General features: G+C 74.2%; 22 protein-coding genes. 17 read left to right on the top strand and 5 right to left on the bottom strand.

The annotated features are described in order from the left end of the window. Positions 1-54: 54 nt before the first annotated feature. Positions 55-1,887 (bottom strand): DUF349 domain-containing protein, encoded by a 1,833-nt coding sequence (locus tag BCAV_RS10105; protein WP_015882496.1) that lies wholly within the window; start codon positions 1,885-1,887, stop codon positions 55-57. Continuing rightward, on the bottom strand, positions 1,884-2,684 hold the full coding sequence (locus BCAV_RS10110; protein ID WP_015882497.1) for a peptidylprolyl isomerase: 801 nt from the start codon (positions 2,682-2,684) through the stop codon (positions 1,884-1,886). The genes BCAV_RS10105 and BCAV_RS10110 overlap by 4 nt, the downstream gene beginning before the upstream one ends. A 132-nt stretch (positions 2,685-2,816) precedes the next feature. On the opposite strand from BCAV_RS10110, the gene hisS reads away from it, so the two are divergent. Further along, positions 2,817-4,169: a histidine--tRNA ligase gene (hisS, locus tag BCAV_RS10115; protein WP_015882498.1), complete on the top strand. Its 1,353-nt coding sequence runs from the start codon at positions 2,817-2,819 to the stop codon at positions 4,167-4,169. A 59-nt stretch (positions 4,170-4,228) separates the two neighbouring features. Then, the gene (locus BCAV_RS10120) at positions 4,229-5,335 is read left to right on the top strand and encodes an Rv2578c family radical SAM protein (RefSeq protein WP_015882499.1); all 1,107 of its coding nucleotides are present in this window, start codon (positions 4,229-4,231) and stop codon (positions 5,333-5,335) included. 25 nt (positions 5,336-5,360) lie between these two features. Here BCAV_RS10120 and BCAV_RS10125 read toward each other — a convergent pair whose 3' ends face one another. Then, the gene (locus tag BCAV_RS10125) at positions 5,361-7,130 is read right to left on the bottom strand and encodes a DEAD/DEAH box helicase (RefSeq protein ID WP_015882500.1); all 1,770 of its coding nucleotides are present in this window, start codon (positions 7,128-7,130) and stop codon (positions 5,361-5,363) included. A gap of 257 nt (positions 7,131-7,387) precedes the next feature. Between BCAV_RS10125 and BCAV_RS10130 the strand changes: the two genes are divergently transcribed. From BCAV_RS10130 to BCAV_RS21610, 3 genes are all read left to right on the top strand, one after another. Then, entirely contained in the window at positions 7,388-8,560 is a 1,173-nt protein-coding gene (locus tag BCAV_RS10130; RefSeq protein ID WP_015882501.1) for a pyridoxal phosphate-dependent aminotransferase, read from the top strand. A gap of 90 nt (positions 8,561-8,650) precedes the next feature. Beyond that, positions 8,651-10,456 (top strand): aspartate--tRNA ligase, encoded by a 1,806-nt coding sequence (gene aspS / locus BCAV_RS10135; RefSeq protein ID WP_015882502.1) that lies wholly within the window; start codon positions 8,651-8,653, stop codon positions 10,454-10,456. Next, entirely contained in the window at positions 10,453-11,235 is a 783-nt protein-coding gene (locus BCAV_RS21610) for a GNAT family N-acetyltransferase (RefSeq protein WP_015882503.1), read from the top strand. The genes aspS and BCAV_RS21610 overlap by 4 nt, the downstream gene beginning before the upstream one ends. 18 nt (positions 11,236-11,253) lie before the next feature. Here BCAV_RS21610 and BCAV_RS10145 read toward each other — a convergent pair whose 3' ends face one another. Then, the gene (locus tag BCAV_RS10145; RefSeq protein ID WP_015882504.1) at positions 11,254-13,527 is read right to left on the bottom strand and encodes an MMPL family transporter; all 2,274 of its coding nucleotides are present in this window, start codon (positions 13,525-13,527) and stop codon (positions 11,254-11,256) included. A 76-nt stretch (positions 13,528-13,603) separates the two neighbouring features. On the opposite strand from BCAV_RS10145, the gene BCAV_RS10150 reads away from it, so the two are divergent. The 12 genes from BCAV_RS10150 (at position 13,604) to aroB (ending at position 25,579) form a co-directional block, all read left to right on the top strand. Then, positions 13,604-15,058 carry a replication-associated recombination protein A gene (locus BCAV_RS10150; protein ID WP_015882505.1) on the top strand — a complete coding sequence of 485 codons (1,455 nt, stop codon included), beginning with the start codon at positions 13,604-13,606 and terminating at the stop codon, positions 15,056-15,058. Positions 15,059-15,204: 146 nt separating this feature from the next. After that, positions 15,205-15,831 (top strand): 30S ribosomal protein S4, encoded by a 627-nt coding sequence (rpsD, locus tag BCAV_RS10155; protein WP_015882506.1) that lies wholly within the window; start codon positions 15,205-15,207, stop codon positions 15,829-15,831. Between the two features lie 142 nt (positions 15,832-15,973). Then, on the top strand, positions 15,974-16,342 hold the full coding sequence (locus tag BCAV_RS10160; protein WP_015882507.1) for a DUF948 domain-containing protein: 369 nt from the start codon (positions 15,974-15,976) through the stop codon (positions 16,340-16,342). Then, a complete protein-coding gene (locus BCAV_RS10165) occupies positions 16,342-16,677 on the top strand; it encodes a hypothetical protein (protein ID WP_015882508.1) in 336 nt (111 codons plus the stop codon). The genes BCAV_RS10160 and BCAV_RS10165 overlap by 1 nt, the downstream gene beginning before the upstream one ends. Before the next feature lie 53 nt (positions 16,678-16,730). Next, positions 16,731-19,421 (top strand): alanine--tRNA ligase, encoded by a 2,691-nt coding sequence (gene alaS / locus BCAV_RS10170; protein ID WP_015882509.1) that lies wholly within the window; start codon positions 16,731-16,733, stop codon positions 19,419-19,421. A 4-nt stretch (positions 19,422-19,425) separates the two neighbouring features. Continuing rightward, on the top strand, positions 19,426-19,929 hold the full coding sequence (gene ruvX / locus BCAV_RS10175) for a Holliday junction resolvase RuvX (protein WP_050761716.1): 504 nt from the start codon (positions 19,426-19,428) through the stop codon (positions 19,927-19,929). Continuing rightward, positions 19,926-21,149 (top strand): endolytic transglycosylase MltG, encoded by a 1,224-nt coding sequence (mltG, locus tag BCAV_RS10180; RefSeq protein WP_015882511.1) that lies wholly within the window; start codon positions 19,926-19,928, stop codon positions 21,147-21,149. Before ruvX ends, mltG begins: the two co-directional genes overlap by 4 nt. Further along, positions 21,142-22,029, top strand: coding sequence for a shikimate dehydrogenase (locus BCAV_RS10185; RefSeq protein ID WP_015882512.1), 888 nt, complete (start codon positions 21,142-21,144; stop codon positions 22,027-22,029). Before mltG ends, BCAV_RS10185 begins: the two co-directional genes overlap by 8 nt. Position 22,030: 1 nt before the next feature. Further along, a complete protein-coding gene (locus BCAV_RS10190; protein ID WP_015882513.1) occupies positions 22,031-22,684 on the top strand; it encodes a prepilin peptidase in 654 nt (217 codons plus the stop codon). Between the two features lie 80 nt (positions 22,685-22,764). Continuing rightward, on the top strand, positions 22,765-23,952 hold the full coding sequence (gene aroC / locus BCAV_RS10195) for a chorismate synthase (RefSeq protein WP_015882514.1): 1,188 nt from the start codon (positions 22,765-22,767) through the stop codon (positions 23,950-23,952). Continuing rightward, positions 23,949-24,470 (top strand): shikimate kinase, encoded by a 522-nt coding sequence (locus BCAV_RS10200; RefSeq protein WP_015882515.1) that lies wholly within the window; start codon positions 23,949-23,951, stop codon positions 24,468-24,470. Before aroC ends, BCAV_RS10200 begins: the two co-directional genes overlap by 4 nt. Then, a complete protein-coding gene (gene aroB / locus BCAV_RS10205; protein ID WP_015882516.1) occupies positions 24,467-25,579 on the top strand; it encodes a 3-dehydroquinate synthase in 1,113 nt (370 codons plus the stop codon). Before BCAV_RS10200 ends, aroB begins: the two co-directional genes overlap by 4 nt. A gap of 4 nt (positions 25,580-25,583) precedes the next feature. Here the strand turns inward: aroB and BCAV_RS10210 are convergent, their stop codons facing one another. After that, entirely contained in the window at positions 25,584-26,258 is a 675-nt protein-coding gene (locus BCAV_RS10210) for an ArsR/SmtB family transcription factor (RefSeq protein ID WP_015882517.1), read from the bottom strand. Between the last annotated feature and the right edge of the window lie 29 nt (positions 26,259-26,287).

Raw genomic sequence — 26,287 nt, forward strand, 5'->3', positions numbered from 1 at the left:
CATCGTGGCGCACGGCGCGTCCAGCTCGCCGTGCGCCTGTGGACGACGACGCCGTCAGGAGTCGCCGGCGGTCCGCTCCACCATCTCGAGCCACTGCCGCCGTGCCGCGAGCGCGGTCCGGACCTCCTCGACCTTGCGTGAGTCCCCGGACCGCTCGGCGTCCGCGAGGTCCGACTCGAGCGCCGCGATCGCGTCGATCAGCTGGGCCGCCGCGCCCTCCGCCCGAGCCCGGACCTCCGGGTTGCTGCGCGACCACTGGCGCTGCTCGGCGTCCCGCACGGACTGCTCGACGGCACGCAGCCTGCCCTCCACGCGCTGCACGTCGCCACGCGGCACGTGGCCGACGGCGTCCCACCGGTCCTGGATGTCGCGAAGAGCCCGCCGGGCTGCGGCGACGTCGGACACCGGCACGAGCGCCTCCGCGTCGGCCAGGATCGCGAGCTTCGCCTCGAGGTTCTGGCCGTACTCGGCGTCCACGACCGCATTCTGCGCGTTGCGCGCCGAGAAGAACTCGTCCTGCGCGCCCTTGAACCGCGCCCAGAGCGCGTCGTCGTCGCGCCGGGCGGCTCGCCCGGCGGCCTTCCACTCGTCCATCAGGGCGCGGTACGCGATGGTCGTCGGCCCCCAGTCCGTCGACGCCGCGAGAGCCTCCGCGCGGACCACGAGGGCCTCCTTCGCCGCCTTGGCCTCGCCGTGCCGGCGGTCCAGGTCGGCGAAGTGCGCCCGACGATGCTTGTCGAACGTCGTCCGGGCGTGCGAGAACCGCTTCCAGAGCGCGTCCTCCGTGGGCCGGTCGATGCGCGTGCCGGTCCGTTGCGCCGATTTCCACGACTCGAGCAGCGCGGCGATCCGGTTCGAGGACTCACGCCACTGCGTGCGCGCCGGGTCCTCGGCGGCGATGGCTTCGACCTCCTCGACGATGGCCGCGCGCTCGGTGACGGCCTTCGCCCGGGCTGCCTCACGTTCCGCCGCGGCTGCCGCGCGGCGCTCCTCGGCCCGCTCGGCGAGCGCGGCGAGCCGTTCGCGGAGGCCGGCGAGGTCGCCGACGACGGCGGGCTCGGTCAGCTGCTCGGTCAGCGAGGCGAGCGTCGCGGAGATCTCCTTGCCGCCGAGGCCGGGCAGGCGGGTCTCGAACAGGAGGACCTGAGCCTTGAGGTCCAGGAAGCGGCGGACGTACAGCCCGAGCGCGTCCTCGACGTCCGGACCGGCGACCTGACCGATCGCCCGCTCGCCGTCGCCCTCGCGCACGTACACGGTGCCGTCGTCGGCCACACGCCCGAACTCGCTCGCCGCGGCGATCTCGGCGGCCTCCGGGGCCGGGGGAGCGGCGACGACCGGGGCCGGAGCCGAGGCGCCGGCGGCCGGCGTGGGGCGCGCAGCGAGCGGCGGTCGCGGCCCGGGGCGGGGACCCGGTCGCGGACCTGGCCTCGGTGCCGGCTTCGGGGGCGCCGGCACCGCGGGCACGTCCTCGGCCGGTGGCTCGTCAGCGACCGGCTCCTGCTCCGCTGCCGGTTCCTGCGTGGCCGGCTCGGCGGCAGCCTCGGGTTCGGCGGCAGCAGGCTCTGGGGCCTCGGGCTCGCCGGCGTCGGTCTCGCTGGCCTCGGGCTCAGCGGCCTCGGGCTCAGCGGCCTCGGGCTCAGCGGCCTCGGGCTCGGCGACAGCCTCGGGCTCAGCGGCCTCGGGCTCAGCGGCCTCGGGCTCAGCGGCCTCGGGCTCGCCGGCGACCTCCTCGTCGGCGGTCGCGTCCGGGGCGGCTGCCTCCTCGGCGGGCGCCGCGGCGTCGGTCGGCTCGCTGTGCTGCGCCGGGACGTCCTCGCCGGTCGGCACGTGTGCCGCCTCGAGCTCGTCGGCGGGGACGGCGTCGCCGCCCGTCGGCTGCTCGCTCACTGCTGCACCTTCACTTCCTCGATGATGACGTCCTCCGCGGGGCGTTCCGTGCCCGGGAGCGTCCCGGCGGCGCCGATCGCCTGGAGGATGTCGAGACCCTGGGTCACGGTACCGAACACGGTGTAACCGGGCGGTTCGGGGTTCACGTACTCACCGAAGACGAGGAAGAACTGGCTCCCCTGGCTGTCTTCGGCGGCCCCGCGCGCCATCGCGACGGTGCCCGACGGGTAGACGCCGTCCTCGGGCGGGTTCTCGACGGGGCCGAACGTGTACCCCGGACCGCCGCTGCCGGTCGCCGTCGGGTCGCCGCACTGCAGCAACGTGTCCGGCAGCAGCCGGTGGCACGCGGTGCCGTCGTAGAAGCCGCTCCCGGCCAGCATGTTGAACGAGGCGACGGCCTGCGGAGCCGCGGCGCCGTCGAGCTCGACGACGATGTCGCCCAGGTTGGTCGTGATCGTCCACGTCCACGTCGAGGCGAGCGCGTCGGCCGGCGGCGGCGGCGCCTCGAACATCTGAGGGTTCGTGGTCGGCAGCGGAGCGGGCGAGTCCGTGGGCGCGTCCGTCGGGGCGTCGGTGGCCGAGGGGTCGGTCGCCGTCGGCGTCGCGGCGGGATCGCCCTCGTCCGGCCGCGTCTGGGTCCAGATGATGCCGCCGATGAGCACGAGCGCGAGGAAGCCGGCGAGCACGCCACCGACGATGCGCCGCTCGCGGCGCACCTTCTCCGCGGCGGCACGGCGCTGCTCCCACTTCTGGTAGCGCCGCTTCGCGTTCTCGCGTTCCCGTCTGCTCGGGGACACCGGACCTCCTGGAGAGTGTGCTGGGCGCCCTCCGCGGGACCTGACCCGGGCGCAACCCGGGACAGTCTAGGAGGCGCGGCCGGTCCCCGTGCGCGTGTCCGGCCCGGCCGTCGACTCTGGGAAGATCGGCCCATGGCACGTCCCACACCGCTCTCCGGCTTCCCCGAGTGGCTCCCGCAGCAGCGCGTCGTCGAGCAGCAGATCCTGGACAGCTTCCGCCGCACGTTCGAGCTGCACGGGTTCGCGGGCATCCAGACGCGGTCGGTGGAGCCGCTCACGGAGCTCCTGCGCAAGGGCGACACGTCGAAGGAGGTGTACGTCCTCGGGCGCCTGCAGGGAGAGGGCGAGCCCACGGAGTCCGCCCGGCTCGGGCTGCACTTCGACCTGACGGTGCCGCTCGCCCGGTACGTGCTCGAGAACGCCGGGAAGCTGGACTTCCCGTTCAAGCGCTACCAGATCCAGCCCGCCTGGCGCGGCGAGCGACCGCAGGAGGGCAGGTTCCGCGAGTTCTGGCAGGCGGACCTGGACGTCGTCGGCGACGGCGATCTGCCGTACCACTACGAGGTCGAGCTGCCGCTCGTCGCCGCCGAGGCGCTCGGCGAGCTGCGTCGGTTCGGCGTGCCGCCGGTCCGCGTGCTCGTGAACAACCGCAAGGTCGCGGAGGGCTTCTACCGGGGGATCGGGCTCGAGGCCGTCGACGAGGTGCTGCGCATCATCGACAAGCTCGGCAAGGTCGGTCCCCAGGTGGTCGCTCAGATGCTGGCGGAGGAGGCCGGTGCCAGCCCGGCGCAGGCGGCCGCGTGCCTCGAGCTGGCCGCGATCTCCGGCTCGGACGACGGCGTGATCGACGCCGTGCGCGCGCTCGCGCAGACGCACGGTGCGTCGTCGGACCTGCTCGACGTGGGCCTCGCGGAGCTGGGGGCTCTCGTCACCGCGGCGGCCCGGCGAGCGCCCGGCGTCGTCGTCGCCGACCTGGCGATCGCGCGCGGCCTCGACTACTACACGGGCTCCGTCTACGAGACGGTGCTCGTGGGTCACGAGGACCTCGGGTCCATCTGCTCCGGCGGTCGGTACGACACCCTGGCCTCGGACGGCGCCCACACCTACCCCGGGGTCGGGTTGTCGATCGGGGTCTCGCGACTCGTGTCCCGGCTGATCTCCGCCGACCTGGTCCGCGCCACCCGGAAGGTTCCGACCGCCGTGCTCGTCGCCGTCGCGAACGAGGAGGCCCGAGCGACGTCGGACGCCGTCGCCGCCGCCCTGCGGCTGCGCGGGATCCCGGCCGACGTGGCACCCACCGCGGCGAAGTTCGGCAAGCAGATCCGGCACGCCGACCGGCGTGGCATCCCGTTCGTCTGGTTCCCCGGCGACGACGGCGCGCCGGACCAGGTCAAGGACATCCGGTCCGGCGACCAGGTCGACGCCGAGGCGGCGTCGTGGGAGCCGCCGCCCGAGGACGTCCTGCCGCGGGTCGAGGCCACGTAGCCACGAGCGCGGCGCGTCGATGGTTGCCATGACGTTCGGACGCGTGTTCGACTGGGGGCATGAGATGGGACACGCAGGAGCTCGACGGCGCGGCCGGGGCCGGTGAGCTACCCGGGCTGGGGCTACGCGGGCTCGTCCGCTCCGTGACGACACCGGAGTTCGCGGGAGTCACGTTCCACGAGGTCGCCGCGAAGAGCCTCCTGAACCGGGTGCCGAGCGGTTCGGCGATGCCGTACGGCTGGACGATCAACCCGTACCGCGGGTGCACCCACGCCTGCACGTACTGCTTCGCGCGCCCGACGCACACGTACCTCGACCTCGACGCGGGCGAGGACTTCGACCGGCAGATCGTCGTGAAGGTCAACGCGGCGGACGTCCTCCACGCGGAGCTGCGCCGCCCGGGCTGGAACCGCGAGCACGTGGCGATGGGCACGAACACCGACCCGTACCAGCGCGCCGAGGGCCGGTACCGGCTGATGCCGGGGATCGTGGCGGAGCTCGCGCGGTCCGGCACGCCGTTCTCGATCCTCACGAAGGGCACGCTGCTGCGGCGCGACCTTCCGCTGCTCACGGCGGCACGCAAGGACGTCGCCGTCGGGCTCGGCGTCTCCCTCACCCTCCTGGATGCCGGGCTCCAGGCCTCGCTGGAGCCGGGGACTCCGTCGCCGGCAGCACGGCTCGGCCTCGTGCGCGCCGCGCGGGACGCCGGCCTCGACTGCGGGGTGTTCGTGGCGCCGGTCCTGCCCTGGCTCACGGACTCCGCGGACCACCTCGACGCGCTGCTGGCCGCTCTCGCGGACGCGGGCGCGAGCGGCGTGACCGTGACGTCGCTGCACCTCAAGCCGCACACGAGGGAGTGGTTCCTGGGGTGGCTCGGGCAGGTGCGGCCGGACCTCGTCCCGCGGTACCAGGATCTCTACCGCGGTCGGGTCTACGCCCCGCCGGAGTACCGGCGATGGCTCGCCGCGCGGGTGGCGCCGCTGCTCGCCAGGCACGGGTTCGCGCGCGGCGTCGGCGGGCGCGCCGGCGCCGACATCGAGCCGAGCGCACGCGAGGACGACGCCCGGTACCCGGCCGGCGCGCTCGCCGGAGCGTCCGGACGCGGAACCGGGCCGGCCCCCGCAGTGGCTGCGGCGGCCGGCCCGGATCAGGACGCGCTGTTCTGAGTCAGAGCACGTAGGACGACGGCGGTCAGTACGCGCGCGAGGGCCGGCGCGAGTCGCGCGGACCCCGCGCGTCACGCTGGCCGCCGCCCGAGCGGTGGCCGCGGTTCGGCGGGCCGTCGTCGAGCCGGATCCGCAGCGGGCGCCCCGCGACCTTGGCGGCACCGATCCGGCGCGCCACGTCGGGGGAGACCCCGCCCGGGATCTCCACGAGGGAGAAGCTCGGGAAGATGTCGATCTTGCCGATGTCGGCGCCGCGGAGGCCGCCCTCACCGGTGATCGCGCCGACGATCGCCTGCGGGCTGACGCCGTCCCGGTGGCCGACGGCGATCCGGTACTTCTCGCCGTCTCCGCCCCCACGTCGTCCGCCGCGCTCGCGACCCCGGTCACCGTCGAACCCGCGCTGCCGGTCGCCGTCGTGCGCGGGAAGGGCGAGGTCATCGCCGGCGGGAGCGCCGTCGTCGCCGACAGCGAGCGCGAGGAGCGCAGCAGCGACGTCGAGCGGGTCCACGCCGAGCTCCGCGACGTGGGCGACGAGACGCTCCCGGTGCGCGGACACGTCGCCCGCCCCGAGGCGCGCGTGCGCCGTCGCCAGCGCCGCACCGGTCCGGTGCGCGGCGACCTCGGCGTTCGTCGGGATGGTGGCCTCGACGAGGCGGGAACCCGTGACGCGCTCGATCGTGCGCAGGCGCGGCTTCTCCTTCGGCGTGAGGAACGTCAGGGCGTTCCCGGTACGCCCAGCGCGGCCGGTCCGCCCGATCCGGTGCACGTACGTCTCGACCTCGCGCGGCACGTCGAAGTTGACGACGAGCCCGATGCGCTCGACGTCGAGACCACGGGCCGCGACGTCGGTCGCCACGAGCACGTCGAGCGCACCCGAGCGGAGCCGCTCGACGATCCGCTCACGTTCACGCTGAGCGACGTCGCCGCTGATCGACGCGGCGTTGATCCCGCGCGACGCGAGGGCGGTGCCGACCTCCTCCGCGGTCTCACGCGTACGGACGAACACGATCGCGGCGTCGGCGTCGCTCGTCGCGAGGACCCGCGACAGCGCCTCGGCCTTGTTCCGGTACGGCACGATGGCGTACGTCTGCGTCACCGCGGCGATCGGCGTGGCCTGGCGGGCGACGGCGATCTCCTCCGGGTTGCGCAGGTGCGTCTCGGCGACCTTGCGGATCGGCGGCGGCATGGTCGCGGAGAACAGCGCGACCTGCTTCGTGGCGGGCGTCTTCGCCAGGATGACGTCGACGTCCTCGGCGAAGCCCATCCGGAGCATCTCGTCGGCCTCGTCGAGCACGAGGTAGCGCAGCGCGTCGAGGTCGAGCGAACCCCGCTCGAGGAGGTCGATCACGCGACCGGGAGTCCCGACGACGACCTGCGCTCCCCGCTCGAGGCCGCGCAGCTGCGGCACGAAGCTCGCGCCGCCGTAGATCGGCAGCACCTTCACGCCGGCACCGGACGGCACGAACGACGCCACCGCGTCGCTCACCTGGATCGCGAGCTCGCGCGTCGGCGTGAGCACGAGGGCCTGCACGGCGGCCAGCTGCGGGTCGACGGCGGCGAGGAGCGGCAGACCGAACGCGGCGGTCTTGCCGGTGCCCGTCTGGGCGACGCCGACGAGGTCCCGGCCGGAGAGCAGCGCCGGGATCGCCGCCGTCTGGATGGGGGTGGGGGTCGTGAAGCCGAGGCCGGTGACGGCGTCGAGGAGGGCCTGCGGCAGGCCCAGGTCGTCGAACGACGGCTCGGAGCCGGCGCCGACGGGCTGGGTGGCAGGGGAGGTCAGGGCAACATCGGACATGCGAGGAGGAACCGATCGTTCGAGTGGGAGCGCTGGTCGGTGCCGGCGGCACCGAGCTCCGCATCCCGACCCGCACGCACGCCTGAGGCGCTCACACATCTCGTGGGTCCCCGGCGGAAGTCTCGCTCCAGGTGGGGACAGTCTACGGGCACGAGTCCATCGGCGTCCCGCGGCGCCCGGGTGAGGTCGCTCACGCCACCGAGGGGCCGCGACGCCCGGACACCGGCCCGCGTCCGCCGACCCGGCAGGATGGGGCGATGGGTCCCTCGCGTCGCTCCGCCGTCCCGCCGTTCGCCGTCATGGACGTGCTCGCGGCCGCGAACGCGCGGCGGGCCGCGGGCGCCGACGTCCTCGTCCTGTGCGCCGGCGAACCCGCTACGGGCGCACCGGCCGACGTGCGCCGCCGGGCGGCCGAGCTCGCCGCCGCGGACGGCCTGGGTTACACCGAGGCCGTCGGCATCCCGGCCTTGCGGGAGGAGATCGCCCGCCACTACGGCCGCTGGTACGACGTGGAGGTGGACCCCCGGCGGATCGCCGTCACCACGGGATCGTCCGGAGGGTTCGTCCTGGCGTTCCTCGCCGCGTTCGACCCGGGCGACCGCGTCGCGCTGGCCCGACCCGGCTACCCCGCCTACCGCAACATCCTGCGCAGCCTGGGCTGCGCCGTCGTCGAGCTCGACACCGGACCCGAGGTCCGCTACCAGCCGACGCCGGAGCTGCTGGCCGCCGCCCATGCCGAGGCGCCGCTCGCGGGTCTCGTGCTCGCCAGCCCCGCCAACCCGACCGGCACCATGGTCAGCCCCGCCGAGCTGACGGCGATCGCCGACTGGTGCGCCGAGCACGGCGTGCGGCTCGTCTCCGACGAGATCTATCACGGGATCTCCTTCGCGGGGATCCAGGCGGCCACGGCCGCGGACCAGGTCGGGGCGATCGCCGTCAGCTCGTTCTCCAAGTACTGGGGGATGACCGGGTGGCGCCTCGGCTGGCTCGTGCTGCCGGACGACCTCGTCGACGCCGTCGACGCCCTCGCCGGCAACCTCGCCCTCTGCCCACCGGCGCTCGCGCAGCACGCGGCGCTCGAGGCGTTCACGCCGGGCTCGTACGCCGCGGGCGCGGCCGCCGTCGCCACGTACGCCGCGTCGCGGGACCTGCTGCTCGCTCGGCTGGGCGACCTGAGGTGGGACCCGGTGGCCCCTGCCGACGGCGCCTTCTACCTGTACGGCGACATCAGCGCGACGGGTCTCGACGCCGTCACGTACCGCTCCCGGCTGCTCGGCGAGGCCGGCGTCGCCCTGACGCCCGGCACGGACTTCGACGGCGCCGCCGGGCATGACTGGGTGCGGTTGTCCTTCGCGGCCGAGCCCGGCGTGGTCGCTGACGCGATCGAGCGGATCGTCGCCTGGCAGGATGCCGCGACCACGCGCCGCTGACGCCCGGGACGCCCGCCACCGGCTGGGCACTACGATCGAGGGCGGTCCTGCCGTCCCGGACCGACCCCCTCCCGAAAGGACACTCCAGCCGTGCTCCGCACCTCCCCGGCCGGCTCGCTGCGGGCCGAGCACACCGCCCAGGTCGTCACGCTCACGGGCTGGGTCGACCGTCGGCGCGATCACGGGGGAGTGGCGTTCATCGACCTGCGGGATGCCTCGGGCATCGCCCAGGTCGTGATCCGGGACGAGGCGGTGGCGCACCCCCTGCGCAACGAGTTCGTGCTCCAGGTGACCGGCGAGGTGTCGCGCCGCCCGGCGGGGAACGAGAACCCCAACCTGCCGACGGGCGAGATCGAGGTGGTGGCGAGCGACGTCGTCGTCCTCAACTCCGCTGCCGCGCTGCCGTTCCAGGTCTCGACGGCGCTCGCTGACACCGAGGCGATCGGCGAGGAGGTCCGGCTCAAGTACCGCTATCTCGACCTGCGCCGGCCGGCCCCCGCGCGCGCCATCAGGCTCCGAGCGAAGGCGAACCAGGCGGCGCGGCGCGTGCTCGACGCCGAGGAGTTCGTGGAGATCGAGACGCCGACGCTCACCCGGTCCACCCCGGAGGGGGCACGCGACTTCCTCGTGCCGGCCCGGCTCGCCCCCGGGTCCTGGTACGCCCTGCCCCAGTCGCCGCAGCTGTTCAAGCAGCTGCTCATGGTCGCGGGGATGGAGCGGTACTACCAGATCGCGCGGTGCTACCGCGACGAGGACTTCCGCGCCGACCGGCAGCCGGAGTTCACGCAGCTCGACGTGGAGATGAGCTTCGTCGAGCAGGACGACGTCATCGCGCTCGCCGAGAAGGTGCTCGTCGCGCTGTGGGAGCTGATCGGGTTCACGATCCCGACGCCGATCCCGCGGATGACGTTCGACGACGCGATGCGCCTGTACGGCACCGACAAGCCGGACCTGCGATTCGGCAACCCGATCGTGGAGCTCACCTCCTACTTCGCCGACACCCCGTTCCGGGTGTTCCAGTCCGAGTACGTGGGCGCCGTCGTCATGGCCGGCGGCGCGTCGCTGCCGCGTCGGCAGTTCGACGCCTGGCAGGAGTGGGCGAAGCAGCGTGGGGCACGCGGGCTCGCGTACGTGACGTTCCCCGAGGACGGCTCTGACCTCGGCGGTCCGGTCGCGAAGAACCTGTCCGACGCCGAGCGCGCAGGCCTGCGGGAGGCCACGGGCGCCGCTCCCGGCGACGCCGTGTTCTTCGCCGCCGGCGCCACGACGCCGTCACGCGCCCTGCTCGGAGCCGCGCGCCAGGAGATCGCGAAGAGAACGGGGCTCATCGACAGCGCCGACCAGGAGGGCGCGTGGGCGTTCGTCTGGGTCGTCGACGCGCCCCTGTTCAAGCCGACCGGAGACGCCGCGGACGACGGTGACGTGGCGCTCGGCCACTCCGCGTGGACGGCCGTGCACCACGCGTTCACGTCTCCGACGCCGGAGTGGATCGACACGTTCGAGCAGGACCCCGGCAGTGCGCTGAGCAACGCGTACGACATCGTGTGCAACGGGAACGAGATCGGCGGTGGCTCGATCCGTATCCACCGTCGGGACGTGCAGGAGCGCGTGTTCCAGGTGATGGGCATCGACGCCGCCGAGGCCCAGGAGAAGTTCGGGTTCCTCCTCGACGCGTTCTCCTACGGCGCACCGCCGCACGGCGGCATCGCGTTCGGCTGGGACCGCATCCTCGCGCTGCTGACCGGCTCCGAGTCGATCCGCGAGGTGATCGCTTTCCCGAAGTCGGGCGGCGGCTACGACCCGCTCACACAGGCGCCGGCGCCGATCACCGCGGAGCAGCGCCGCGAGTCCGGCGTCGACGCGGTGCCGGACGACGAGACCGCACCCCAGGCGTGACCGGGGCCGCCCCGCTGCCGGACGCGTGGGCGGCGCACCCGCTGCTCGTCGCCGACACCGGGCGCTGGGTCCCGAGCAGCGTGTGGTCGACCCACGACGCGTTCCTCGCCGTCGTCAGCGGCGTCGAGTCCGGCGTGCGCTCCCTGCTGGGACTCGGTGCGCCGGCCCCGCTGGCGGCGCTGCTCACTCAGGTTGCCGCTGAGTCGGGCGCCGACACGCCGTGGGCTGCCGGCCTGGACGTCACGCGCGCCTCGTTCACCCGCGGGGCGTGGGAGGCGGCTCCGGCGGGCCTGCGAGCTCACAGCGGTCTCGAGCGGGTGAGCAACTGGGACTGGTTCGTCGCCGACGCGGGGAGCCTGCGCACGCCGGCGGCGCCGGACGCCGCCGGGGCGGTGGAGCGCCTCGAGGCGTCCCGCCGCGCCGACGTCGACCGGATCGCCGCGCTCCACGCGGAGGTGCTGCCGACGTCCTCGTTCACGCCGGACCGCACCGACGTCACCTGGACCGGCTGGGTCGCCGGCGGGGAGCTCCTCGCCGTCGCCGGAGCGGCGGACCGCCCGCGCGCCAGCCAGCTCGGGGGCGTGGCCACGCATCCGACGGCGCGCGGCCGTGGCATCGGCGCCGCCGTGGTCTCGGCGGCGGCGCGGGCGGCCGCCGAGCGTCGCGAGCTGGTGTGTCTCGGGATGTACGCCGACAACCACGCGGCCCGCGGGCTCTACACGCGGCTCGGATTCGCCGTCGGGCAGGAGTTCACCTCGTTCGAGCGCGCCGGAGGCTGACGGGCTCACCGAGCGCGTTCAGTGGGAGAGCGAGAGCCGCTCGTACACCCGGCGCAGCGGCCGGGGCGCCCACCAGTTCGCGTCGCCGAGGATCGTCATGGTCGCGGGGACGAGGAGCATCCGCACGAGCGTCGCGTCGACGGCGACCGTGAGGGCGAGCGCCACGCCCACCTCCTTGATCATGAGCATCTCGCCGGCCGCGAACCCGGCGAACACGACGATGATGACCAGCGCCGCCGACGTGATGATCCGCCCGGACCGCTGCAGACCCAGGCGCACCGCCGCGTCGTTCGAGAGCCCGGCGTCGTACAGCTCCTTCACACGGGCGAGGAGGAAGACCTCGTAGTCCATCGCCAGGCCGAAGCCGAACGCCACGACCACGGCCACGATGTACCCCTCGAGGCCGCCGTTGGAGGTGAAGCCGAGCAGGCCCGCCCCGTGCCCGTCGGCGAAGATCCACGTCGCCGCGCCCAACGAGGCGGCGAGCGACAGGATGTTCACGAGGAGCGCCTTGAGCGGGACGAGCACGGAGCCCGTCATGAGGAACAGCAGCACGAAGGTCGCGAGCACCACCAGGCCTCCGGCGAGCGGGAGCCCCTCGCGCAGCGCATCAGCGAAGTCCACCTGGTTCGCCGCCTGGCCGCCCACCCAGAACTCTGGGCCCTCATCGAGGTCGTGCAGGTCGCGCACGATGCCGACGGCGTCCTCGCCCGCCGGGTCCTCGGCGTCCGGGCGGACGCCGATCACGGCGTACGCGGACCCCTCGGAGAGCGGCACCGGCCCGTCCACCGACGCGACGCCGTCGAGATCCTCGATCTCGGCGACCAGAGGGGCCAGATCCTCGGGCTGCGCCTCGGCGACGACCCGGATCGGCGCCACCGACGTCTGCGGGTAGTCCTCCGCGATCGCAGCGAGGAACGCACGCTGGTCGGAGTCCGCCGGGAGCAGGTCGGTCGTCGAGCTGCGCAGGGCGAGGTGCGTCAGCGGGTACGCCATCACGCCGAGCACGAGCAGCACCAGGGCGCCGACGAGCCACGGCCGCCGCTGCACACGCCCGGCCAGTCGCGAGAAGATCCCGCGTGACGGCGCGACGTCGCCCAGCCGGCCACCCAGCCAGCGGAGCCCGGGAACGCGCGCGAGCGCGGGAGTGCCCACGAGCCGGCGGCCGCCGAGCGTGAGCAGCGCCGGCACGAGGGTGAGCGCGGTGAGCAGCGCGATGACGACGACGCTCACGGCCGCCGCACCGATGGAGCGCAGCACGTCGGCGCGCATGAGCAGCAGCCCCGCCACGGCGACGGCGATCGTGACGGCGGAGAACGTCACGGTCCGTCCGGCGGTCGCGACGGTCCGCCGTACCGCGGCGACGACGACGGCGTCCCGCGCGCCGGCGCGGTGCCGGGTGCGGCCCCGCCCGCCGGGGTGGGTGGAGGCCGGCTCCTCGTCGATGCCGGCGTGGAGCTCCTCCCGGAACCGCGACACCATGAGCAGGCCGTAGTCGATGGACAGCCCGAGGCCGAGCACCGTCACGACGTTGACCACCACGGAGTCGAGGTCGAGCACGTAGCTGAAGCCGAGGAGGGCGCCGAGCCCGCCCGCGATCGAGGCGAGGGCGCCGAGGAGCGGCATCCCCGCCGCGAGGACGCCGCCGAACACCACGACCATGACGAGGAGCGCGATCGGCAGCGCGATGATCTCGCCGCGCACGAGGTCCCGCTCCATCGCCTCGACGATCTCGTCGCCGATGAGCGCACCCGTGGACACGATGCCGCTCGCCTCGGGCGCGGCCGCCCGCAGCTCCTGCGGCACGTCGCGCAGCCGGTCGACGACGGCGTCCGTCGCTTCCGCCTGGGCGTCGCCGTCGAGCGTGGGATCGAGGTCGACGCTCATGAGGAAGCCGTCCCCGCGTGCGGAGACGAGTGCGGCCACAGCGGGGTCGGTGGGGCCGGACGGCAGCACCCAGGGGTCGATGACGTCGGCGACCCCGTCGATCGAGCCGACCTCGACCCGGACGGGGCCGAGCGCCTCGCCGAGCGCCGCCGCGTCGGTCGCGACGTCGACGTCCTGGACGAGGAGCGTGACCCGGACTCCGCCGGACTGATCGGCAAGGATCTCCGCTGCGCGGTCGCTGGAGGAGCCCGGCACGCGCGGTTCTCCGACCGAGAGCCGGTCGAACAGTCCTTCGCCGGTCACACCGACGACGGCGACCGCCGCCGCGAGCGCGGACACGACGAGCCAGATGAGCACTGTGGCACGCGGACGGTGCGCGACGGCGGCGCCGAGACTGTCGAACACGAGGCAACTCTCGCAGGTGACGTCCCCGCGCGGATGCGCAGCCGGACCTGTGGGTGGCGGCCCGTAGGCTCGCGGTGTGGATCTGTTCGAGGCGGCTGCGAGCGACCCGGCCGGCGTCCCGGCCGCCCGGCCCGATGCGCCGCTGGCCGTGCGCATGCGCCCGGCCTCGGCGTCCGAGGTGGTCGGGCAGGAGCACCTCCTCGAGCCCGGAGCGCCGCTGCGGCGCCTCACGGAACCGGCCGACCCGGGCGCGCCGCCGCCGTCGTCGGTGATCCTCTGGGGACCACCGGGCACGGGCAAGACGACGCTCGCGTACCTCATCGCCCACGCTTCAGGTCGCCGGTTCGTGGAGCTGTCCGCCGTCACGGCCGGCGTGCGCGACGTCCGCGCGGTCATCGACGACGCACGCCGGCGCCTCGCGGGCGGCGGCGTCGAGACGGTGCTCTTCGTCGACGAGGTGCACCGGTTCTCGAAGACGCAGCAGGACGCGCTGCTGCCGAGCGTCGAGAACCGGTGGGTCACGCTCGTCGCGGCGACCACGGAGAACCCGAGCTTCTCCGTGATCTCCCCGTTGCTCTCCCGCTCCCTGCTGCTGACGCTGCGGCCGCTGACCGAGGCCGACGTCGCGCGGCTGGTCGACCGGGCCCTCGACGACGAGCGGGGCCTGGCCGGCCGCTACACGCTCGACGACGACGCGCGTGCGCACCTGCTCCGGCTCGCGGGCGGCGACGCACGCAAGGCGCTGACGATCCTCGAGGCGGCGGCCGGCACCGCGGCCCTGCCCGGCGCGGGCGACGACGCGCGGGGGATCGACCTGGAGGCGGTCGAGCGGGCGGTCGACGTCGCGGCGGTGCGGTACGACCGTGACGGCGACCAGCACTATGACGTCACGAGCGCGTTCATCAAGTCCATGCGCGGGTCGGACGTCGACGCCGCCCTGCACTACCTCGCGCGCATGGTGGCGGCGGGGGAGGACCCGCGGTTCATCGCCCGGCGCATCGTCATCGCGGCCAGCGAGGAGGTCGGGATGGCCGACCCCACGGCTCTCGCGACGGCTGTGGCGGCGTTCCAGGCGGTCTCGTTCATCGGGCTGCCCGAGGCGAGGATCGTGCTGGCCCAGGCCGTGGTGCACGTCGCCACCGCCCCGAAGTCGAACGCGGCGTACAAGGCGATCGACGAGGCGCTGGCCGACGTCCGGGCCGGGCGGGGCGGGTCGGTCCCGGTGCACCTGCGCGACACGCACTACGCCGGCGCCGAGCGCCTCGGCCACGGCGAGGGGTACGCGTACGCGCACGACGCGCCGCACGGCGTCGCGGCCCAGCGGTACGCTCCCGACGGGCTGGAGAGCGCCCGGTACTACCACCCGACGGCGCGCGGCCTCGAGGGGCAGATCGGGCCGCGGCTGGAGCGGATCCGGGAGATCCTCGGCGGCGCGGGGCGGGCGTCCGCCCCGTCTGACGCCGAGCGTGCCGCACCTCCTGCGCCTCCCGCCCCGGAGAGAGCCGATCGGCCCGACGCGCCGGGCGTGTAGACTTTCGTGGTTGCCCGGCGCCGGCGAGCTTGCTCGCGAAGAGGCCCGGGCCCCTGGGGCCTTAGCCGCATGAGCCGGCCCCACCGTCGATCCGCGACCTGCGGGTTCCGGCGGTGACATCGACACAGGAAGATGAAGGACATCACGTGAGCTCCACGAAGCGCGCGCGCAACCAGGTGCGCCTGTCCCGCGCCCTCGGCCTCCCGCTGACGCCGAAGGCCGCCAAGTACTTCGAGAAGCGGCCCTACCCGCCGGGCGAGCACGGTCGCGCCCGCCGCCGCACCGAGTCCGACTACGCCGTCCGGCTCAAGGAGAAGCAGCGTCTCCGCGCCCAGTACGGCATCCGCGAGGCGCAGCTGCGTCGCGCGTTCGACGAGGCGCGCCGCGAGGCCGGCCTGACCGGTGAGGCGCTCGTCGAGCTCCTCGAGATGCGGCTCGACGCCCTCGTGCTGCGGTCCGGCTTCGCCCGCACGATCGCGCAGGCCCGCCAGGCAGTCGTCCACCGCCACGTCCTCGTCGACGGCAAGATCGTCGACCGCCCGTCCTTCCGCGTGAAGCCGGGCCAGGTCATCCAGGTCAAGCCGCGCAGCCAGGCCCGCACCCCGTTCCAGGTGGCCGCCGCCGGCGCTCACCGCGACGTGCTGGCCCAGGTGCCGGAGTACCTGGACGTGTCGCTCGAGAAGCTGCGTTCCGAGCTCGTGCGCCGCCCGAAGCGAGCCGAGGTCCCCGTGACCGCCGACGTCCAGCTGATCGTCGAGTGGTACGCGCGCTGAGCCGCACCCACCTCGCTGCATCCTCGGATCGCCCCGGTCGCCCGTCAGGGTGGCCGGGGCGTTCCGGCCATTGAAGCCGACACAGCCGCTCGCGGTAGTGTCGGACCGCTCGCCGTCCCCTCACCCCCGCGAAGGAGCGCCCATGTCGCTCGGTGACATCGCCGGGCTGGTCGCGGCACTCGCCTTCGTCGCCCTGGTGGCGTTCATGGCGGTGCCGTTGCTCAAGCTCGGCAAGGTGCTCGACGAGACCCGGACGACTGTCGCGCGGGTCACGGAGCAGTCGATCCCCATCGTCGACGAGGCGGCGGAGACGCTCCGCACCGCCAACGCGCAGCTCGCGAAGGTCGACACGGTGACGACGTCCGCGGCGGAGATCGGGACGAACGTCTCGGCGCTCACCACGCTCGTGTCAGCGACGGTCGCCTCGCCCCTCATCAAGGTGGCGTCGTTCAGCTATGCCGTCCGCAGCGTCGTCGGTCGCCGGGCCGCTCGGCGAGGGCGGAGGCGGTAGTGCGCCGGATCTTCTGGATCGGCGTCGGCGCCGCCGCTGCGGTGCTGGTCGTGCGACAGCTCGCCCAGGCACGCGCGAAGGCCGACGCAGCCGCCGAGGCGTTCACCCCCGCCGGGTTCGCCGACCTCGTGGCACGCGGTGTCGACACGCTCCGCGACGTCGGCACCGAGATTGCTGCCGCGATGCGGGAGCACGAGGCCGAGCTCCGAGCCGACCTGCTGCCCCCACCCGACGAGGTGGCCGCCGCCCGGGCCCGCCGCGCGTCCGCACCGCGCCCCGCGCGCGGGAGGGACGAGGACGACGGCGCGGACGCCGAGCTGTACGAGTTCTTCTGATCGATCTTCCGCCGCGGCCCCTGGCCGCGGTGCACCTGCAACCCCGAGGGACCATGCGCACCGCCGAGATCCGACGTCGCTACCTGGACTACTTCGCCGAGCGCGACCACACGGTCGTGCCCAGCGCCTCGCTCATCTCCGCCGACCCGTCGATCCTGTTCACGATCGCCGGCATGGTGCCGTTCATCCCGTACATCGTCGGGACGGAGCAGGCACCGTACTCGCGTGCGGTGAGCGTCCAGAAGTGCATCCGGACGAACGACATCGAAGAGGTCGGCCGCACTACCAGGCACGGCACGTTCTTCCAGATGAACGGCAACTTCTCCTTCGGGGACTACTTCAAGGAGGGTGCCGTCGAGTTCGCCTGGGAGCTGATGACGAGCTCGCAGGACGACGGCGGATTCGGCCTGGACCCCGACCTGCTCTGGGTCACGGTGTGGGAGGAGGACGCGGAGACGGCGCGCGTGCTCCGGGAGGTCATCGACTTCCCCGCGGAGCGGGTCGTGCCGCTGTCGCGTGCTGACTCGTTCTGGGACACCGGCCAGCCGGGTCCCGCCGGCCCGACGGCGGAGTGGCACCTGGACCGGGGCGCTGACCGCGGCCCCGACGGCGGACCGGCCGTCGACACGGCGGGCGACCGCTACGTCGAGTTCTGGAACCTCGTGTTCGACGAGTTCCTCCGCGGTCCCGGCCCCGGCAAGGACTATCCGCTGCTCGGCGAGCTGCCGATGAAGAGCATCGACACCGGAATGGGTCTCGAGCGCGTCGCGGCGATCCTCCAGGGCAAGGACAACATCTACGAGATCGACGAGGTGTTCGGCGTCATCGCCCGCGCCGAGGAGCTCTCCGGCCGCCGGTACGGCGCCTCGCGCGAGGACGACGTACGGATGCGCGTCGTCGCCGACCACGTGCGCTCCGCGATGATGCTCGTCTCGGACGGCGTGAAGCCGTCGAACGAGGGCCGCGGGTACGTCCTGCGCCGGCTGCTGCGCCGCAGCGTCCGGGCGATGCGCCTCCTGGGCGTGACGGATCCCGCGCTGCCCGAGCTGCTCCCGGTGTCGAAGGACGTCATGAAGGCGTCCTACCCCGAGCTGGAGGCGGACTTCGGCCGGATCTCCACCATCGTCTACGACGAGGAGGACGCGTTCCGGCGCACGCTCACCTCGGGAACGACGATCCTCGACACGGCCGTGCGCCGGCTCAAGGAGAGCGGCGGCTCCCAGCTGGGCGGCGAGCAGGCGTTCGCGCTGCACGACACGTACGGCTTCCCGATCGACCTCACGCTCGAGATGGCGGCCGAGCAGGGCGTGAGCGTCGACGAGGAGGCGTTCCGGCGCCTCATGGGGGAGCAACGCGCCCGGGCACGGGCCGACGCCCTCGCCAAGCGCAGCGGCCACGCCGACACGAGCGTGTACCGCGACATCGCGGGTTCCCTGCCCGCACCGGTGAGCTTCCTCGGATACACCGACGCCGAGGCGCGGGTGGCCGTCGTCGGCCTCCTCGTCGACGGCGTGCCCGCCCCAGCGGCGCAGGCGCCCGCCGAGGTCGAGGTCGTGCTCGACCGCACGCCCTTCTACGCCGAGGCGGGCGGCCAGCTCGCAGACCAGGGCCAGATCGTCCTCGACGACGGCGCGGTGGTCGAGGTCGACGACGTCCAGGCTCCGATCAAGGGCTTGTCGGTGCACCGCGGCCGGCTCGTCGAGGGCGTGCTGGGGCTGGGCTCGTCGGGCGTCGCGTCGATCGACACGGCCCGGCGGCGAGCGATCGCGCGCGCCCACACCGCGACGCACATGGTGCACAAGGCGATCCGCGAGCACGTCGGTGAGAGCGCCACACAGGCGGGCAGCGAGAACGCCCCGAGCCGGTTCCGGTTCGACTTCCGTTCGGGTTCGGCGCTGCCGAGCGCGGCGCTCGCGGAGATCAACGCGCGTGTCAACACGCTCCTCGCCGACGATCTCGACGTGACGGACGAGGTCATGGCTCTCGACGACGCGCGGGCCGCAGGTGCCATGGCGCTGTTCGGGGAGAAGTACGGTGACCGTGTGCGCGTCGTGTCGATCGGCGGGGACTGGTCGAAGGAGCTCTGTGCCGGGACGCACGTGGCGAGCACCGGGCACCTCGGTCTCGTCACGCTCCTCGGCGAGTCCTCGATCGGGTCCGGCGTGCGCCGCGTGGACGCTCTCGTGGGCGACGGGGCGTTCGGCTACCAGGCCAAGGAGCACGCGCTCGTGGGCCAGCTGACGCAGCTCGTCGGGGCGCGCGGCGAGGAGCTGCCGGAGCGGGTGAGCTCCCTCATGACCCGTCTCAAGGAGGCGGAGCGCGAGATCCAGTCGTTGCGGCAGGGCCGTCTGCTCGCCGCGGCCGCGTCGCTCGCCGCGTCGGCGGCACTCGTCTCCGGCGCCCGCGTCGTGACGCACGACGCCGGCGAGGTCGCCTCCGTCGACGACGTGCGGGCGCTCGTCGTCGACCTGCGCGACCGACTGGGCGAGGCGCAGGCCGCCGTCGTCGTCGTCGGCGGAGTCGCGAAGGGCCGCGCCGTCGTGGTCGCCGCGACGAACCCGGCCGCGCGCGAGTCCGGCGTCCGGGCGGGCGAGCTCGTCCGCGTCGCGGCCGGCGCGCTCGGCGGGGGCGGCGGCGGGCGCGACGACCTCGCGCAGGGTGGCGGGTCGGACCCGGACCAGATCCCGGCAGCCCTCGAGCAGGTGGTCGCGGCCGTGGGACGCACGTTGGACGAGCGGGGCTGAGGCGGTGCGGACCGGCGTGCGCCTGGGCGTGGACGTGGGAAGCGTCCGCGTCGGTGTCGCGCGCTGCGACCCGAGCGGCGTGATCGCGACCCCGGTGACGACGCTGGCCCGGCGCGGCAAGCGTGGCGGGGTCGCGGAGATCGCGGGGCTCGTGCGTGAAGATTCGGCGATCGAGGTCGTGATTGGCCTGCCCAGGGCGTTGGACGGTCACGAGGGGTCGTCAGCACGTCAGGCACGCGCGTACGCTGGACAGGTTGCCCGCGCCGTCGAACCGGTGCCCGTGCGACTGGTGGACGAGCGGCTGAGCACTGTCGCCGCCCATCGCGCGATGCACGAGGCCGGCCGTGCGGGCAGACGCCACCGCGAGGTTGTCGACCAGGCGGCGGCTGTGGTGATCCTGCAGTCGGCCCTGGACGCGGAGCGCGCCACCGGGGCACCACCAGGGGAGCACGTGGTTCCCGCGCGCCCGGAAACCGGGGGGACGATGACGAAGGAGGGAAGTCCGTGAGCGACCTGTTCGCCGACGAGCACGTCAGCGACCTCGAACGAATCGAGGAGATCGAGATCGACCACGACGAATCCGCCCGACGCCGGTCCGCCCGCCGCGCAGCCCGGCGCGAGGCCGAGCTGCGCCGTCGCAAGCGCCGCCGGCGCACGATCGCGAGCCTCGTCGTCATGATCCTCACGCTCGGCCTGCTCGTCGCAGGTGGCTGGTTCGTCGTGCGTCCGATGCTCAACGACCTGGGTGGCGACCCCACCGTGACCGACTTCCCCGGCCCGGGGGAGGACGACGTCCAGGTGGTCGTCGCCGAGGGTGCGTCCGGGGCGGAGATCGGTCAGACGTTGCTCGACGAGGGCGTCGTGGCGACCGTCGACGCATTCGTGGACGCCTACAACGCGAACGCCAACGCCACCCAGATCCAGCCGGGCACGTACAACCTCCAGACGAAGATGGCGGCTGCGGACGCCGTGCGCGCGCTGCTGGACCCGTCCGCGCGGGCCGACTCCACGATCACCATCCCTGAGGCGTGGACCGCCGCTCAGATCTACGAGCGGGTGGCGAACGTCCTGGGGGTGCCCCTCGAAGACGTCCAGACGGCGGCGAGCGACCCCGCGAGCCTCGGCCTGCCGGCAGACATCAACACGAATGCGGACGTGATCGATCCGCTCGAAGGCTGGCTTGCCCCCGGCACCTACTCGGCGGAGCCCGGCGCTACGCCCACCGACGTGCTCTCACAGATGGCGGCTCGTCAGCTCACGGTGCTCGACGAGGCCGGGGTGGCTCCGGAGGAGCGACTCCGCGTCCTCACCATCGCGTCGATCGCAGAGCGCGAGGTCGCGAACGCCGACTACTACGGCCAGGTCGCCCGCGTGATCGAGAACCGGCTGGTGGAGGGCAACGCGACGGGCGCGACGACGCTCGGGATGGACTCCACGCTGTCCTACGCCCTGGGCCTGCCGGCGAACGAGATCGACCACAACCAGGACCACCCGTACAACACCCGTGTGCGGCCGGGTCTCCCGCCGTCGCCGATCGCCACGCCGCGCCCGGAGGCGATCGCTGCAGCGGTCAGCCCGACCGAGGGGGACTGGCTGTTCTTCGTCACCCTGGACCTGTGCTCGGGTGAGACGGAGTTCACGAGCAGCTCGGCGGAGTTCGAGGATCTTGCCGCTCAATTCCGGGCGTGGTTCGACGAGTACGAGGCGAACGGCAGCGAGTGTGGCTGATCCCCCCGGGGAGCTCAACGCATCGAACCGCCGCGCCGCCGTCCTCGGTCGCCCGATCGAGCACAGCCTCTCGCCCGTCCTGCACCGTGCAGCGTACGACGCGCTCGGCCTGACGTCCTGGACGTACACGCGCCACGACGTCGGTGAGGCCGAGCTGGCGCCCTTCGTAGCCGGGCTCGACACGTCCTGGGCGGGGCTCTCCCTGACGATGCCGCTCAAGAAGGTGGCGCTGGCGTGCTGCGACCACGTCGAGCCGCTCGCCGAGCTGCTCGGCGTCGTCAACACGCTGCTCCTGCAGCCGGCCGGCAACGGACGGCTCGTCGTCGGCGCGAACACCGACGTCGCCGGGATCGTGGCGTCCCTCGCGGAGGTTCGTGACCTCACCGCCCGGCCGCTGCGCTCCGCCGTCGTCCTCGGCGGTGGGGCCACGGCGATCTCGGCACTCGCCGCACTCGGCTCGCTGGGGGTGCGTCGGGCGATCGTGGGTGTGCGCACCCCGGCCCGGTCGGGTGACCTCGTGCGCGCGGCGCACCAGACCGGGCTCGAGCCGGACGTCCGCCGCTGGGGGGCGGCGGCCCGAGCCGTCCCGCGGGCCGACGTCGTCATCCAGACCGCACCGGCCGGCGCGAGCGACGCCGTCGCCGCGGCCTTGGACGCGCACGGCGACCGCCTCGATCCTGCGCAGGTGCTCCTCGACGTCGTCTACGACCCGTTCCCGACGCCGCTCGACGCGGCGTGGGAACGGGCGGGCGGCACGGTCGCCCCGGGCTGGCTCATGCTGTTGCACCAGGCCGCCGAGCAGGTCCGGCTCATGACGGGCAAGGTTGCGCCCGTGGAGGCGATGCGCGCCGCGCTGACCGACGCTCTGGGCGCCGGCTGACGTGCTCGTCGCCGTGTGCGCGCTGCTCGGCGCGATCGGTGGCGCGTTCGCGGCGCCGTGGCTCGGCACCCTGTCGCGCGGACGCTCCACGACCGGGTGGTTCGCCCGGCCCGTGGTCGCAGCTGTCGTCGGGGTGGTGGCCGCGGGTGCGGCGGCCCTGGTGGGGCCGAGGGCGGCTCTGCCCGCGACGCTCGTCGTCGCCCTCGCCGCGACGGGCGCGGGCCTGGTCGACGCCGCCGCCCACCGCATCCCGAACGCGATCGTGCTCCCCGCGTACCCGCTCGCCGTGGTCGGGTACGCCGTCGCGGCGCTGATCGACGGCGACGGCGCCGCCCTCGTCCGTGCGCTGGCCGGCGGGGCGATCTGCTGGTCGTTGTACGCCCTGCTCGCGTGGGTCTACCCGCCGGGCCTGGGGTTCGGCGACGTCAAGCTCGCCGGCCTGCTCGGCATCGCGCTCGGCTGGTTCGGGTGGACGCATCTCGTGGTCGGCGTCGTCGGGGCCTTCGTGCTGGGTGGCCTCGCCGCCCTCGCCCTGCTCGTGACCCGGCGGGCGAGGCGGTCGACGGCGATCCCGTTCGGCCCGTGGATGATCGGGGGAGCGTTCGTCGGTGCCGCCTGGGGACCCGCCGTCCTCGCCGGGCTGCTCGCCGCCTGACCTCCGCACGGGTGCGGCGCCGTGCCCAGGGGCTGGGCGCTCGCGCGGGCGGACGAGCCGCGCGTGGGAGGATGCGGACCATGCTCAGGTGGTTGACGGCGGGCGAGTCCCACGGCCCGGCGCTCGTCGCGGTGCTCGAGGGGCTGCCGGCGGGGGTCGAGATCACGACGACGCAGATCGGGGACGCGCTGGCGCGACGCCGGCTCGGGTACGGCCGCGGCGCGCGCATGAGCTTCGAGCGCGACGAGGTGCGCCTGCTCGGCGGCGTGCGGCACGGTCTCACCCAGGGCGGCCCGATCGCCGTCGAGATCGGCAACACGGAGTGGCCCAAGTGGGAGACCGTGATGGCGGCCGACCCGGTCGACCCGGCCGCGCTCACCGGCGCTCGCGGTGCGCCGCTGACGCGCCCCCGTCCCGGCCACGCCGACCTCATCGGGATGACGAAGTACGGCTTCGACGAGGCACGGCCCGTGCTCGAGCGCGCCAGCGCTCGCGAGACGGCGTCCCGGGTCGCGCTCGGGCGCGTCGCCGCGGCGTTTCTCGAGCAGGCGGCGGGTGTCCGCCTGGTCTCGCACGTCGTGGCGATCGGTCCCGTGTCGGCGCCCGACGACGCCGACCTGCCCACCCCGGACGACGTCGCCGCGCTCGACGCCGACCCGATCCGCTGCTTCGACGCCGCCACGTCGGCCGCGATGGTCGCGGAGATCGACGACGCGCAGAAGGCCGGCGACACGCTCGGTGGCGTCGTCGAGGTCCTCGCGTACGGGCTCCCGCCCGGCCTCGGGTCCTACGTGCAGTCCGACCGCCGGCTCGACGGACGGCTCGCCGGCGTGCTCATGGGCATCCAGGCCATCAAGGGCGTCGAGGTCGGCGACGGGTTCCGCACGGCGGCCCGGCGCGGGTCCGCCGCCCACGACGAGATCGAGCGCGCCACCGACGGCCGGGTGCGCCGGCGCACGAACCGGGCGGGCGGCGTCGAGGGCGGCATGACGAACGGCGAGGTGCTCCGTGTGCGTGCCGCGATGAAGCCCATCTCGACGGTCCCGCGCGCCCTGGACACCATCGACACCGCGACGGGCGACGCGGCCAAGGCCATCCATCAGCGCAGCGACGTCTGCGCCGTCGCCCCGGCCGCCGTCGTGGCCGAGGCCATGGTGGCGCTCGTCCTCGCGCAGGCGCTCCTCGAGAAGGTGGGCGGCGACAGCGTCGCGGAGTCCGCCCGCAACCTCACCTCCTACCTCGAGGCGATCCCGGAGCAGCAGCGGTGACGCGGCCGCGCGTCGTGCTCGTCGGCCCGCCCGGATCCGGCAAGACGACCGTGAGCGCCCTGCTCGCGGCCGCGCTCGGCGTCGACGTGCGGGACACCGACGCGGACGTCGAGGCCACGGCTGGGCGGCCGATCACGGAGATCTTCGTGGACGACGGCGAGGACGCGTTCCGCGATCTCGAGCGCGCCGCGGTCGCGGCCGCGCTGGCCGAGCACGACGGGGTCCTGGCGCTCGGCGGGGGAGCGGTCCTGGACGCCGGGACCCGCGCGAAGCTCGCCGAGCACACGGTGGTGTACCTCGAGGTGTCGCTCACGAGCGCGGCGCCGCGGGTCGGTCTCGACCGGTCCCGGCCCCTGCTGCTCGGCAACCCGCGCGCGCAGTGGAAGAAGCTGATGGACGCACGCCGTCCCCTGTACGAGGAGGTCGCCGCGATCAGCGTGAGCACCGACTCCAAGTCCCCGGACGACGTCGCCGCGGAGATCCTCGCCGCGCTCGGCCGGGCGGAGGCGGCACGATGAGCGCCGCGACCCGCATCACCGTGAGCGCCGAGCACACCTACGACGTCGTCGTCGGTCGCGGCCTGCTCGGCGAGCTGCCGGCGCTCGTCGGCCCCGACGCCCGGCGCGTGCTCGTGCTCTACCCCCGAGCTCTGGACGCCACGGCGGAGGTGGTCCGGGTCGAGCTCGCCGAGGCCGGGTACGAGGCGTACGCGGCCGAGGTCCCGGACGCGGAGGAGGCGAAGACGGCGCAGGTGGCCGCGTTCTGCTGGGGAGTGCTCGGGCAGGCGGGCTTCACGCGCACCGATGTCGTGGTCGGGCTCGGTGGAGGGGCGACGACCGACCTCGCCGGGTTCGTGGCGGCGACCTGGCTGCGTGGCGTGCGTGTGGTCCAGCTGCCGACGACGCTCCTCGCCATGGTGGACGCCGCCGTCGGCGGGAAGACGGGCATCAACACGGCGGAGGGGAAGAACCTCGTCGGGGCGTTCCACTCGCCGGCCGGCGTGCTCGCCGATCTCGACACGTTGGCGACACTGCCGCGGCACGACCTCGTGGCCGGGCTCGCCGAGGTCGTCAAGTGCGGGTTCATCGCGGATCCGCGGATCCTCGAGCTGATCGAGGCGGACCCGTCCGCGGCGATGGACCCCGCCTCGGACGTGCTGCGCGAGCTGATCGAGCGCGCGATCGCCGTCAAGGCCCGGGTGGTGAGCGCGGACCTGCGGGAGGCGAGCCTCCGGGAGATCCTCAACTACGGGCACACGCTCGGGCACGCGATCGAGCATGCCGAGCGGTACCAGTGGCGGCACGGCGCCGCCGTCAGCGTGGGCATGGTGTTCGCGGCCGAGCTCGCGCGTCTCGCATCGGGCCTGTCCGACGACGTCGTCGCCCGGCACCGGGCGATCCTCACCTCGCTGGGGCTCCCGGTCACCTACCGCGGCGACCGGTGGGGGCAGCTGCTCGACGCGATGCGGCGCGACAAGAAGACCCGCGGTGATCTGCTGCGGTTCGTGGTGCTGAGCGACGTCGGCGCCCCGACGCGGCTGGAGGGTCCGGACCCGGCCCTGCTCGCCGCTGCGTACGCCGAGATCAGCCGCGACGTGACGCCCGGGTCGAACCGCGTGGAGCTGTAGGTCGTCACGCCGCGTCCAGCCAGGCGAGGCGCGTCGCGTCGACGCGAAGCGACCGGTCGCCGTCGACCCGGGTCACCGCCCCCTCGGTGAGCAGCAGCTCGAGCACGTGCGCGCCCAGCGCCCCCGCCAGGTGAGGGCGGCGTTCGGTCCAGTCGAGGCAGCCGCGCACCAGCGAACGCCGGGAGCCGGGCTCCGCGTCGCCGAGCCGCAGACGGGCTGCCACAGGTCCCCGGACGCCGTGGAGCGTCCCGACGCCGCCCGCCACGAGCGGTGCCAGCGACCCCTCCGCGACGAGCGCGTCAGCGATGTCGAGCGCGAGGCGGCCGGCGAGGTGGTCGTAGCAGCTGCGGGCCTCCGCGAGCCGTGCCGCGGCGCGAGACTCGCGGTAGGAGCCGATCGGGCGCCGCGGCGCTATCGCCTGCAGCGCCTCGACCGCGCGGGCGACGTCGGGGGAGGCGAGCGCGAAGTACCGGTGCCGACCCTGGCGGTGCGCGACGACGAGGCCGCCCGCGAGCAGCCGGGCCAGGTGCGAGCTCGCCGTCGCCGGTGTCACGCGTGCGGCGCGCGCCAGGTCCGACGCCGGCAGCGCCCGCCCGCCGGACAGAGCCGTCAGCATCGCCGCCCGCGCCGGCTCTCCCATGAGCCGTGCGGGCTCCGCCAATTCCGCGTCGCCGTCCATGAGGCAACGGTACGACGGCCACAGTTCGG

Origin of the sequence: Beutenbergia cavernae DSM 12333, assembly GCF_000023105.1 — a bacterium.
Taxonomy (GTDB): Bacteria; Actinomycetota; Actinomycetes; order Actinomycetales; family Beutenbergiaceae; genus Beutenbergia; species Beutenbergia cavernae.

Bases quoted from the DNA above. Each gene is read 5' to 3' on its own strand.
- hisS (WP_015882498.1), top strand. From the start codon at position 2,817: ATGGCACGTCCCACACCGCTCTCCGGCTTCCCCGAGTGGCTCCCGCAG.
- BCAV_RS10120 (WP_015882499.1), top strand. From the start codon at position 4,229: ATGAGATGGGACACGCAGGAGCTCGACGGCGCGGCCGGGGCCGGTGAG.
- BCAV_RS10125 (WP_015882500.1), bottom strand. From the start codon at position 7,130: ATGTCCGATGTTGCCCTGACCTCCCCTGCCACCCAGCCCGTCGGCGCC.
- BCAV_RS10130 (WP_015882501.1), top strand. From the start codon at position 7,388: ATGGGTCCCTCGCGTCGCTCCGCCGTCCCGCCGTTCGCCGTCATGGAC.
- BCAV_RS10160 (WP_015882507.1), top strand. From the start codon at position 15,974: ATGTCGCTCGGTGACATCGCCGGGCTGGTCGCGGCACTCGCCTTCGTC.
- alaS (WP_015882509.1), top strand. From the start codon at position 16,731: ATGCGCACCGCCGAGATCCGACGTCGCTACCTGGACTACTTCGCCGAG.
- aroC (WP_015882514.1), top strand. From the start codon at position 22,765: ATGCTCAGGTGGTTGACGGCGGGCGAGTCCCACGGCCCGGCGCTCGTC.
- aroB (WP_015882516.1), top strand. From the start codon at position 24,467: ATGAGCGCCGCGACCCGCATCACCGTGAGCGCCGAGCACACCTACGAC.
- BCAV_RS10210 (WP_015882517.1), bottom strand. From the start codon at position 26,258: ATGGACGGCGACGCGGAATTGGCGGAGCCCGCACGGCTCATGGGAGAG.